This window comes from Peptoniphilus stercorisuis (genome assembly GCF_017874395.1).
Lineage (GTDB): Bacteria > Bacillota > Clostridia > Tissierellales > Peptoniphilaceae > Anaerosphaera > Anaerosphaera stercorisuis.
Window position 1 is genome coordinate 1 of sequence record NZ_JAGGLJ010000025.1, and the last position, 12,671, is coordinate 12,671.

Annotated in this window: 9 protein-coding genes and 1 tRNA gene; 4 read left to right on the top strand and 6 right to left on the bottom strand. The window is 29.9% G+C overall.

What is annotated here, in order from left to right:
• Positions 1–117: 117 nt before the first annotated feature.
• The 6 genes from J2Z71_RS08550 to J2Z71_RS08575 form a co-directional block, all read right to left on the bottom strand.
• Positions 118–603, bottom strand: a complete 486-nt coding sequence (locus J2Z71_RS08550; RefSeq protein WP_210062211.1) for a DUF3887 domain-containing protein — start codon at positions 601–603, stop codon at positions 118–120.
• Positions 596–1,486: a DegV family protein gene (locus J2Z71_RS08555; RefSeq protein ID WP_210062212.1), complete on the bottom strand. Its 891-nt coding sequence runs from the start codon at positions 1,484–1,486 to the stop codon at positions 596–598. Before J2Z71_RS08555 ends, J2Z71_RS08550 begins: the two co-directional genes overlap by 8 nt.
• Positions 1,487–1,719: 233 nt before the next feature.
• Entirely contained in the window at positions 1,720–2,487 is a 768-nt protein-coding gene (locus tag J2Z71_RS08560) for an SDR family NAD(P)-dependent oxidoreductase (RefSeq protein ID WP_210062213.1), read from the bottom strand.
• Between the two features lie 135 nt (positions 2,488–2,622).
• Positions 2,623–3,786 (bottom strand): DUF819 family protein, encoded by a 1,164-nt coding sequence (locus J2Z71_RS08565; protein ID WP_210062214.1) that lies wholly within the window; start codon positions 3,784–3,786, stop codon positions 2,623–2,625.
• A gap of 13 nt (positions 3,787–3,799) precedes the next feature.
• On the bottom strand, positions 3,800–4,900 hold the full coding sequence (locus tag J2Z71_RS08570) for a dipeptide epimerase (RefSeq protein WP_210062215.1): 1,101 nt from the start codon (positions 4,898–4,900) through the stop codon (positions 3,800–3,802).
• Between the two features lie 159 nt (positions 4,901–5,059).
• The gene (locus J2Z71_RS08575; protein WP_210062216.1) at positions 5,060–7,087 is read right to left on the bottom strand and encodes a urocanate hydratase; all 2,028 of its coding nucleotides are present in this window, start codon (positions 7,085–7,087) and stop codon (positions 5,060–5,062) included.
• A gap of 188 nt (positions 7,088–7,275) precedes the next feature.
• Here J2Z71_RS08575 and hutI point away from each other — a divergent pair, with 188 nt between their 5' ends.
• The 4 genes from hutI (at position 7,276) to J2Z71_RS08595 (ending at position 12,564) form a co-directional block, all read left to right on the top strand.
• A complete protein-coding gene (hutI, locus tag J2Z71_RS08580) occupies positions 7,276–8,658 on the top strand; it encodes an imidazolonepropionase (protein WP_210062217.1) in 1,383 nt (460 codons plus the stop codon).
• 107 nt (positions 8,659–8,765) lie between these two features.
• Positions 8,766–8,842 (top strand) — tRNA-Arg (locus J2Z71_RS08585).
• A gap of 201 nt (positions 8,843–9,043) precedes the next feature.
• The gene (locus J2Z71_RS08590) at positions 9,044–10,777 is read left to right on the top strand and encodes an ABC transporter ATP-binding protein (protein ID WP_210062219.1); all 1,734 of its coding nucleotides are present in this window, start codon (positions 9,044–9,046) and stop codon (positions 10,775–10,777) included.
• A complete protein-coding gene (locus tag J2Z71_RS08595) occupies positions 10,774–12,564 on the top strand; it encodes an ABC transporter ATP-binding protein (RefSeq protein WP_210062221.1) in 1,791 nt (596 codons plus the stop codon). The genes J2Z71_RS08590 and J2Z71_RS08595 overlap by 4 nt, the downstream gene beginning before the upstream one ends.
• The last annotated feature ends 107 nt before the right edge of the window (positions 12,565–12,671 follow it).

Here is a 12,671-nt window from a genome sequence, read left to right on the forward strand (position 1 = left end):
CAAAAAGCCTTAGGATACTTATCTCCCTTAGAATACAAATTAAAATATCTATAATATTTTATTTGATGTGTACTTGACAGGGCATAGTATCTTAACCCAGTTTTTTTTGTTTTATATTTACTTTAAATAAAAAGAAATTATTTCATTATCTTCATTAAAACTTATTGCATATTTAATAGAGCCTTTATCATATTTAGCCTTTGAATTTACTATTGCAAATACAAGTCCTGTTTTTTTATCTTTATAACATTCTATTTCCCCTGTATTTACATTTTCAAACTTGCCTTTTTTTCCTATAATTTTCTTAACTGTTTCTTTTTCTTTATTAACACTTTTTGTATCCGATCCAAAAATTTCTTTAAATTCTTTTGAGCTTTTCTCTAAAAGTTTATCAAAATCTAAATTACTTATTAAAAGTACAGCTTCTTCCGATGCTTTTTTTAACTCATCTTTATTAAAATCTGATGTAAGCTCAATCTTTTCAAAATGTTCATCAGTTAATCCAACATTTGTAGCACCTTTATTTTTACTACTAAATATCGCATAAATAACTGCAGCTACAAGAACTATTATAAGAGCCACTGTCTTTGTTTTTTTATTCATAATAACTCCTAAACTTTTCAGGAATTTCTTCTCTTAAATATCCAGCACCTACAATATCTGGTCCAGTGTGTGTTCCTATTGCTGAACCTAATCTTTGAGGTAATAGAGTTATATTTTCACTTAAAATATTAAGTTTCTTTTCAAAAATCTCTATTAACTCTTTTTCTTCACCATATACTGGGAACATTATATCCTTAGATAGGTCTCTTCCATTAGTTTCTTCTTCTATTATTTCAATCATTCTCTTATAGACTTTATTTCCACGTGAAAGTTCAACTACACTAAGTTTGCCCTCTGCATCTGCTATTATAATAGGTCTAATATTTAAAATTTTACCTATTGATTTTTGAGCTCTTGAAATTCTTCCACCTCTATAAAGATACTCCATGTCAAATACTGTAAATACATGTTTTATATTTTCAGATAAAAATTCACATAGTTCAATTAGTTCATTAAAATCAGCACCTTTTTTAGCAGCTTTTGCCAAATAATAAGTTTCAAGTCCATATCCTACTGATGCTGCTTTTGAATCAAGAGCTTTCATTTTTACATTTGGATATTTTGCTTCTAATTCCCTAATAGCCATAAGAGCATTATTAAATCCACCTGTCATTCCTGATGATAGTGAAAGATAAATAAAATCAACACCCTCTTTAGCATAAGCTTCAAATGTTTCTAAGTATTCAAATAGTGGTATTTGTGATGTAGAAAAAGACTCACCATTTCTTTGTTTCTCAAAAATCTCATTTTGTGTTATATCTATTCTATCTTTATACTCAACTTCTTCATGAGTTACAATTATGCTAAGTAAATCAATATTTAATTCTTCAACAAGTTCATGAGTTAAATCACAACCTGTATCAGCAATAATTTTTGTTTCCATATTTTACCCCTTTTTATTAGCTCTTCTTATAATATTTTACATTAATAAGCATATAAATACCATATATTATTGAAAGAATTATATTAGTAGGCTAAAATCACTAATTCTTATATTGATAATACAGACTATTAGTTTTTTTGGCAAATTTAATAATTGTCTATTTAAATCTAACTCAAATTAAAAAAAGTAGTGTATGCACACTACTTTTATATTTTTATACATTTTTAAAATTTTTATACAAATTTAATTCCACCATCTACTACAATAAATTGACCATTTACATAGCTTGATTCATCTGATGATAGAAAAAGTATTGGTCCGTTTAATTCTCCTCTTTTTCCTGCACGGCTCATTGGGTTTTGTGCGCTATACATTTTCATAAAGTCATCTGATTTAAATAATGTAGATTCTGTCATTTCAGATTCAAATAATCCTGGTCCTACGGCATTTACTGTAATATTATCTTTTCCATAATATGTTGCCATTCCCATAGTAAGTCCTACTACTGCTGATTTTGATGCATTGTATGAATGTCTTACAAATATATCTTGTTTATCTCCTATTACTGCATTTATTGATGCAACATTTACGATTTTACCGTATTTGTTTTTTTGCATATTTGGAATTACATATTTACTCATTAGATATATTCCTTTTACATTAGTGTTAAAGGATCTATCCCATTCATCTTCTTTAAGATTTACTACATCTCCTCTTACTGCAACTCCTGCATTATTAAGAAGAATATCTATTTTACCAAATTTATTTAATACTTCTTCTACTGCTTTTTTTACTGATTCTTCATTGGAAACATCACATTTTACAGCTATTACTTCAACGCCTAGTTTTTTTATTTCTTCTGCAACATTTTCTAGTTTTTCTATTCTTCTTGCAAGAAGTGCTACATTTGCTCCTGATTTTGCATAAGCTATTGCTGCATCTGCGCCAAGCCCTGATGAAGCTCCTGTTATTACTGCTACTTTACCTTTTAAGTCAAACATAATAATGCTCCTTTATTTTATATAATTAATATTAATATCAAACATTTATTATATACCAATGATTCTTGATTTCTAAACAATATTTTGTTATGTCTAATTTTAAATAAAAAAAGAAGTAGATTTCTCTACTTCTAATTATCCAAATATGCTCATTATATTTCCTGTTATAAGTCCTCCAAAGGTTCCTACTATATATCCCATTAGTGCCATAAGTATTGCAACTGGAACTAATGATCCACTATATGCTGCTGCAAGAACTGGAGCTGATGCTGTTCCTCCAATATTTGCAAGAGATGCTACTGCTGATGTAAACATATCTAGTTTAAATATTTTCGCCATAACTACCATTACTATTCCATGAAATCCTAGTATCATAAATCCAGATAGTATCCATATTGGTGCGTCGCGTAGTTCTGCAAGATTTGCTCTTGATGCAAGTAGTGCAACTATTGTATATAAGAATACATTTGATAGTTCTGTTGATCCTGCAACTTGTCCTATTGGTGTTGTTGCTGCAATTAAAGCTATTATTGTTATTGATATAACTGTCCATGTTGCTTTGTCAAAAAGCGGCATTATATTATTAAAATAAACTCCTAAGTTTTGTGTTATAGCTGATACAAATAGCGCTGTTCCTGTAAGAAGCATTATACTTTGAAAGGTGATTTCTTTTTTATTTTCTTTCATTTCTATTTCTATTGATCTACTTACTTCATCTAAAACTTCTGTATTTGCCTTTGTCCATTTGTTAAATACTGGAGCTTTTGTTATTGCCCAAAGTAAAAACATTACCCAAATAGAATAGTCTATTGAGTCTATTACTAATGCATATCCCATTTCAGCTTCTGAAATATTAAGTGCTGCTTGAATTGCAACCATATTTCCAGATCCACCCATCCAACTTCCACAAAGTGCAGCAAGTCCTTTCCATGCTCCTGGTCCTAAATATTTATGCATTATTGCATAAGTTAGAATAAACCCAATTGAGATGGATATTGATGCTGTAAAAAATGTAAATAACATTCTTGGTCCAAGTTTTAAAACTTTTCTTATATCACATCTAAGTAGCATTAAAAATATCATTGCATATAGTATATTATTTTTAAGTGCCGAGTAAGCTGGTTTTGTAGCTTCTAAGTCCCAGAAGTTTACAGTACATAGTATCATTGTTCCTAAGTATAAAAGAACTATTGGTGGAACATATTCAAAAAATTTCAGCTTCTTTTTTGATTCTATTGTTATTAAAATTGCAGCAAAGAAAATAAGCACTGCAATATAAGTAAATCCATTAGTTATCATCTTTTTTCTCCTATCATCTTAAAATGTCTATATATTCAATTTTTTCTATTGTTTCTATTCCAAGTCCAGCATTTTCACTTAAAGTGATTTTCTTTTCATTAAAGACTGCTCCTCCAATTATTGGATCTTCACTACATAATACTGGTCCATCTAAGTCTATTTTTGTTATTACTGATTTTGCACAGGCAAGATGTGCTGCTGCATTTACAGATATTTTCGCCTCTAGCATGCATCCAATCATACACTCTATGCCATAGATTTCTGCAAGTGTTGCAATTTTAAGCCCATTATAAATTCCGCCACATTTCATAAGTTTAATATTTACCATATCAGCTGCTCCTATTTGCATTATTTTTAGAGCATCTTCTGCTGAAAATACTGACTCATCTGCTAAAATTTTTATTGGCGAATTGTCTGTAACATATTTTAATCCTTCTATATCATTAGCTTTTACAGGTTGTTCACAAAATTCAATATTAAGTCCTTCTGAATCTATTTGCGACAATATTTTTACAGATTCTTTTTTGTCCCATCCCTGATTTGCATCTATTCTAATCATTGTGCTTTCTGGCACTACATCTCTTATTGCCTTTAATCTTTTTATATCTAATGAAGGATTTTTTCCAACTTTTATTTTTAAACAGTCATATCCTCTTTTAATTGCATCTTTTGCATCTTCTGCCATTTCTTCAGGGGAATTTACAGAGATAGTTATATCTGTAATTAAGCTATTTTTTGCTCCTCCTAGAATTTTATAAACAGGTGATTTTAATTTCTGCCCAAATAAATCCCAAAGTGCCATGTCAACTGCTGCCTTTGCACTAGTATTGTACATACAAGAGTTTTGCACATCTTTCATTATTTCTTCAAAATCATCAATGTCTCTGCCAATTACAACTTTAGAAATCTGCTCACTTATGGCCCCAATTATTCCACCTTTTGTGTCTCCAGTTATAAGCCCAGTAGGCGGCGCCTCTCCATATCCCACCTCACCTGTATCAGTATGTATTTCTATAATTACATCTTCTACAGATTCAACAGTTCTAATGGCTGTTTTAAAAGGTACCTTTAATGGAACAGATATTGTCCCTATTCTAATCTTTGTAACTTTCATAAAATTCACTTCCCTTTAATCAATTTCCACTACTATAGTTATTATTATATAATAGTATAATGTTTCTATTATATATCATTTTAATTATTTATCAATACATTATACTAAAGTTTTTATATAAAAAAGAGAACAAGTGCTAACTTGCTCTCTAAATTAATTTTATTTAAATATATTTTTTACTGATTTTTTTACTAAGTCTTCATCTGCAATATATGGAATAGTTATGTGAGATTTACCAGAGTGTTTTTTGTTAAATTCCATTGAAACTTCCATAGCATGTTCATTTCTTGCCCAGTTTCTTCTTGCTACTCCACCCATTACATCCCAGCTAAGTGATGATTTTATAATTTCATCAACTCTTTGTGATCCATCAAGTACAAGTCCAAATCCACCATTTACAGATTTTCCAATTCCAACTCCACCACCATTGTGTAGAGCTATAAGACTCATTCCCCTTGCAGCATTTCCTGCATAACATTGTACAGCCATATCTGCTGTTACATTAGATCCATCTTTAATATTTGATGTTTCTCTAAAAGGAGAGTCTGTTCCTGATACATCATGATGATCTCTACCCATCATAATAGGTCCAACTTTTTTATCTCTTACAAGTTTATTAAATGCAAGGGCAATATTTACTCTCCCCTCTTCATCTTGATATAAAATTCTAGCTTCAGTACCTACTACTAGGCTATTTTTTTCAGCATCACGAATCCAATTATAATTATCTCTATCTTGATATCTTCTATTTGGATCTATTGCTTCCATTGCAGCTTTATCAGTTGCTACTAAGTCTTCGTGCTTTCCACTTAGACAAACCCATCTAAAAGGTCCATATCCATAATCAAATAAAAGTGGTCCCATAATATCTTCAACATATGATGGCCAAATAAATCCATCTTTGTCATCAATTCCATTTTTAGAAATTTCTTTTACTCCTGCATCATAAATAGCTTTCATAAAAGAGTTTCCATAATCAAAGAAATAAGTTCCCTTAGCTACAAGATTTTTAATAACTTCAAAATGTTTTTTCAAAGTTTCATCTACAAGTTCTCTAAATTTATTTTCATCACTTGCAAGAAGTTCAGTTCTCTTTTCAAAAGTAATTCCACTAGGACAGTATCCACCACCATATACATTGTGACATGATGTTTGATCTGATAATAAATCTATATGAATATTTTCTTTGTCCATATATTCTAAAAGATCAACTATATTTCCATGATATGCAATACTCATTGCCTCTTTTTTATCTTGATATTCTAAGGCAAGTTTTACAGCTTCTTCAGGGCTTTGTGCAAGTTTTGAAATCCAACCTTGTTCAAGTCTAGTTTCTATTCTAGATAAGTCAACTTCTGCAACTATTGCAACAGCCTTTGCTATTTCTGCAGCCTTACCTTGAGCTCCACTCATACCACCAAGACCTGATGTTACAAATAGTTTTCCTGCTAAATCTCGCTCTTCAGGAATACCAAGTTTAAGTCTTCCTGCATTTAAAAGTGTATTAAATGTACCATGGACAATTCCTTGAGGTCCTATATACATCCATCCACCTGCAGTCATTTGACCATAATTAGTAACTCCCATCTCCTCAGCTATTTCCCAGTCTTCAATATTGTCATAAAGACCAATTAAAAGACCATTTGTAATAATAACCTTTGGCGCATCTTTTTTAGATTTAAATAATCCAACAGGATGACCTGATGAAACTACTAATGTTTGTTCATCTGTTAAATTTTCAAGATACTTCATTATAAGTCTATATTGCATCCAGTTGTGACAAACTGATCCTGTTTCACCATAAGTAACAAGTTCGTAAGGATAAAGCGCAACTTCAAAGTCTAAATTATTGTCAATCATAACTTGAAAAGCCTTACCTTCAATACAATTTCCCTTATATTCATCTATTGGTTTTCCATAGATTCGTCCTTCTGGTCTAAATCTATATCCATAAATTCTTCCACGAGTTTTAAGTTCTTCTAAAAATTCTGGGATTAACTCCTCATGAAATCTCTGTGGAATATATCTAAGAGCATTTTTAAGTGCAATTTCTGTTTGTGCTTCATTTAGGTGAAATCCTCTGTCAGGTGCTCTTCTTATGCCTTTTTCAAAACTTGGCTTATCAGGAAGCTCTTCAAAATCAAGTGAAATAGTCATTGAATTTTTAATATCGTCATTAGTAATCATTTTATTCCTCCTTATAACAACAAACTTTATCTCATATATAATACCCTAAAAATATAATCAATATTATTTTTATTGTGCTTAAGGGTATAATTAAATTGTAAATATATAAACTTTAATCTTTGAAAAATCTAATATAATATAAGACAATATTTAATTTATATAAATTATACTACAAAGAAGGAGAAAATATGATAGCAGATAAAATTATTTATAATCTAAATGAAATATTTTGCCCAATAGATCTAGGTCATCCCCTTAGAGGAGATGAGATGAAAGAGGCAAAAATCTTAAAAAATGGATATATTGCAATTTATGGCAATAAAATTTATGAAGTTGGAGAAGGCGATGTTCCAGAGGATTTAGTTGGAGAAGAAACAGAACTAATAGAAAGATCAAACCATGTTGCAATGCCTGGGCTTATAGATTGCCACACTCATTTAGTATATGGAGGAAGTCGTGAACATGAATTTGCAGATAAATTAAAAGGACTTACTTATTTAGATATACTAAAAAGAGGTGGAGGAATACTTTCAACTCAAAGAGAAACTCAAAAAGCAGACTTTGATGAACTATATTTAAAATCCAAAAAACTCTTAGATCATATGATTTTTCACGGCGTTACAACAGTTGAGGCAAAATCTGGATATGGTCTAGACTGGGAAAATGAAAAAAAACAAATGGAAGTTGTAAAATCTCTTGATGAAAATCTTGCAATAGATTTAGTTTCTACATTTATGGCAGCTCATGCTATTCCCTTTGAATACAAAGAAAATCCAGATGATTTTGTAGATGAAGTTCTTAAAATGATTCCTCTTGTAAAAGAAGAGAATCTCGCAGAATTTTGCGATGTCTTCTGCGAAAAGGGAGTTTTTACAGCAAAACAGTCCTATAAAATTTTAAAAGAAGCACAAAAATATGGTCTAAAAACAAGAATCCATGCAGATGAAATAGAGTCAATTGGCGGATCCTCAGTTGCAGCAGAACTAAAGACAACATCAGCAGAGCATCTTATGGTAGTTACAGATGAAGATATTAAAAAACTTGCAGAAGCAGAAGTAATTGGAAATCTTCTTCCAGGAACTACATTTTCACTAATGGAAGACTCCTATGCTCCAGCACGTAAAATGATAGATGAAGGAATGGCAATTACACTTACAACAGATTCAAACCCTGGATCTTGTCCTACTGCAAATATTCAATTTATTATGCAACTTGGAGCTCTTGCAATGAAACTTGAGCCAAATGAAATATTTAATGCAGTTACTATAAATGCAGCTTATTCAGTAGATAGAGCTAAAAATATAGGAAGTTTAGATGCTGGTAAAAATGCTGATATTGCAATTTTCGAGGCAAAAAACCTAGACTATTTACTATATTTCTTTGCAACAAATTTATGCACAGAAGTCTACAAAAACGGCACACTTGCTGTTAAAAATAGACAAATTGTAAATGAAGATAAATTTTTTAAAAACAATAAAAAAGATATAGAACAAATTGAAAAAGAAAAGAAATTAAAAACAAGAATACCAATTTATCTAGATAATTTAAAAAGAAGAGATGAAGAAGAATAATTAAAGATAAATTTTAAGAATAATTATGGTGGTGCAATGCATCACCTTTTTTATTTCACTTCTATTGACACATAAAATTTATTAATATAAAATAATAGTAGACTTTTGCACACGTAGCTCAGTAGGATAGAGCGGCGCTCTCCTAAAGCGTAGGCCGGGGGTTCGATTCCTCTCGTGTGCACCACAATTTTAATAATATGAGTTGTTTATTTTTAATTAGAACATCGAACTATCATTCCTTTTTAGGTTTGGTAGTCTTTTTTTTATTTAAAATCATTTATTTTTATTATTAAAATAAGTTTTACTCTATTGCATAGGTTCTACTATTAGTAGGTATCTATATAATAATGAGTTTTTTCAAATTTAATTAAAAGGAGGTTATTAATTGAAATTTGTATTAAATTACTTAAAAAGATACAAAAGATATCTTTTTTTAAATTTAATTTCTGCATCAGGATTTCTACTTATTGATCTTGGAATCCCAACTATTATTGCAATGGGTATTAACAATAATTTTATGGATCAGAATATTTCTTATATTCTAAAACTATCCTTAATTATGTTTCTTTTTGCAATTGGTGGTCTTTTATTATTAATCCTACTTGCCTATTCATCAAATAAACTTGTTTCAAATGTCATTCGTGATATTAGAAATGATCTATTTGAAAAAATAGAATCTTTATCTAAGGATAATTTCGATAAATTTGGTGTTTCTAGACTAATTACAAATACTGGTACAGATGCATATACTATTATGCAATTTTTAATTGTTATTCTAAGAATAGGAATAATGGCTCCGTTTATGTTTATTGTAAGTGTATTTTTAATATTTAGACAAAGTAGATCCCTTGCACTTATTACTGTACTTGCAATACCTATGATGGTTATTACAATTGCACTTATAAATACTAAAACTAAGCCACTTTCCGAAAGACAACAAAAGGGACTTGATAATATTAATCTTCAAATTAGAGAGTCTATTACTGGACTTCGTGTAATTCGTGGATTTAATAGAGAGGATTTTAAAGCTTCTCAATTTGAAAGTTCAAGTTTAAATTATGCAAATATTTCTAAAAAGCTATTTCAAACTGTTGCCTTTATTTCTCCTGTATTTACATTAATTTTTACTGTTGTTCAATCTTCTGTAATGTATGTAGGAGCTATTCAAGTAAATGATGGTGTATTAGAATATGGAATGCTTGTTGCCTTTATTGAATATGTATTTATGGCACTTCTTTCCTTCTTAATGCTTGGAGCTGTTTTAATGATGCTTCCAAGAGCACAAGTTGCAATTACAAGAATAAAAGAAGTAATGGATGAAACTCCAGATATTAAATCTAAAAAGAATGCTATAAAAAATAATACTATTAAAGGATATGTAGAATTTAAAAATGTTTCCTTTGCCTATAGTAATGATTCAGAAAAACCTGTAATTAAAAATGTATCATTTAAATCTAAACCTGGAGAGACAATTGCCTTTATAGGATCTACTGGTTCTGGTAAATCTACTATTATGAAACTTATTCCAAGACTTGTAGATGTAAGTGAGGGTTCTATTCTAATAGATGATATTGACATCAGGGATTATAATTTAGATCATTTAAGAGGTAATATTGGATATGTTCCTCAAAAATCAACACTATTTTCTGGAACTATTAAAGAAAATCTACAATTTGGAAATAAAAATGCATCAATGGAAGATTTAAAAAAAGCTGCAAATATTGCTCAAGCAAAGGAGTTTATAAATTCAACTCCCGAAGGCTTTGAAAGAGTTCTATCTGAAGGTGGTACAAACTTATCAGGTGGACAGCAACAAAGACTTTGTATTGCAAGAGCTCTTACTCGTAATGTACCTATTTATATTTTTGATGATTCCTTTTCTGCTCTTGATTATAAAACTGATTCTATTTTAAGACATAGACTTAAAGATGAAATCAAAGATGCTACATTTTTCATAGTAGCTCAAAGAGTTGGAACTGTAATGGATGCTGATAAAATCCTTGTAATAGATAATGGTGAGGTCGTTGGTATTGGTACTCATAGAGAGCTTCTTAAATCCTGTGAAGTATATTATCAAATAGCAAGCTCACAACTTACAAAGGAGGAATTAGAACGATGAATAAAAAATTCAACAAATTATTATCTTTTATGGAACCTTATAAGAAAAAATATTCAGTTGCTTTTTTCTTTTCAATAATTTGTAATATCTCTCGTGCTATGCCCCCTTTTCTAATAGGACTTGCAATTTCTGAACTTGCTAGAAATATTGCAACTCGTGTTAATACAAATGTTGGAGGTATAAATTTTGATTATATTGGAAAAATCGTCCTAATAATAGTAATTGTGGGAATTACTGATGCAATTGGAGATTATGTATCTAATTATTTACTTTCTGATGCTGTTCAAAATACTACTCTTGATTTAAGAAGAAGTATTTATGATAAATTAAATAAACTTCCTGTGTCTTATTATGATTCAAGACAACAAGGAGAAATACTAAGTAGAGTTACAACAGATGTAACAGTAATAAGTGAAGCACTACAACAATCACTTTTAAATATACTTGGATCTTTACTTTATACATTATTTAGTATTTGTTTTATGTTTTATCTATCTCCATTTTTTACAATTATTTCATTATTAATAATTCCAATATGTGTATTTGCCTTTAAAAAAATCACAAGAAAATCTGATCCACATTTTAAAGAACTACAAAATTCTCTTGGAGATTTAAATGGATATACACAAGAGCACTATGCAGGTCATATGGTAATACAATTATTTGGACAAGAAGAAGAATCAATAGAAGGATTTAAAAAAGTAAATGAAAAACTTAATACAACAGGTTTTCAAGCTAACTTTTTATCAAGTACTATTAATCCACTTTTAAGTTCTGTAATTCACTTTTCCTATATTGCATTATTCTTATTACTTGTTCTAACAGTATTAAATAAACCTCTTGTTTTATTTGGTCTTGTATTAGTATCTCCTATGGCAATTGGTGAAATACATGCCTTTATACAATATGTATGGCAAATTGCTGGACCTGTTGGAAATATTACACAACTTACTAACCTTTTACAAACTGCATCTGCATCTCTTACTAGAGTTGTAGAGATATTAGAGGAAGAAGAAGATTATGATGTACTTGAAAGTATTGATTTATCTCAAGAAAAAATTGATGGAGCTATTGATTTTAACAATGTTAAATTTGGATATTCTCCTGATAAACTTCTAATGGAAAATATTAATATCAATGTAAAACCTGGAGATACTATTGCAGTAGTAGGCCCTACTGGAGCTGGTAAAACTACTCTTATTAATCTGCTTATGAGATTTTATGATATTAATGGAGGAAATATTACAATAGATGGAATTGATGTAAATAGACTTTCTAAACATCAGTCAAGATCGCTTTTTGGAGTAGTATCACAAAGTCCTTGGCTATACTCTACATCTATTGAAGAAAATATTAAATTTGGTAAACTTGATGCAACTTTTGAAGAAGTAATAGAAGCTGCAACACTTGCAAGAGCCGATCACTTCATTAGAACACTTCCTGATGGATATAGAACTGTTGTAAATGAAGAATCATCAAACTTATCACAAGGAGAAAAGCAACTTATAACAATTGCAAGAGCCTTAATTGCAGATCCTGAAATTTTGATACTAGATGAAGCAACATCTTCAGTAGATACAAGACTTGAACATCTTCTTCAAAAGGCAATGGACGAAGCAATGAAAGGTAGAACTAGCTTTATAATAGCTCATAGACTTTCTACAATTAGAAATGCTGATTTAATCTTAGTAATGAATCATGGAGCCATTGTAGAACAAGGTAATCACGAAGAATTAATTAAACAAGGTGGAATTTATAAAGATCTTTACGAATCTCAATTCCAATAAAAAAATCACCCAATAGATACTATGCCCTGTCAAGTACACATCAAATAAAATATTATAGATATTTTAATTTGTATTCTAAGGGAGATAAGTATCCTAAGGCTTTTTGA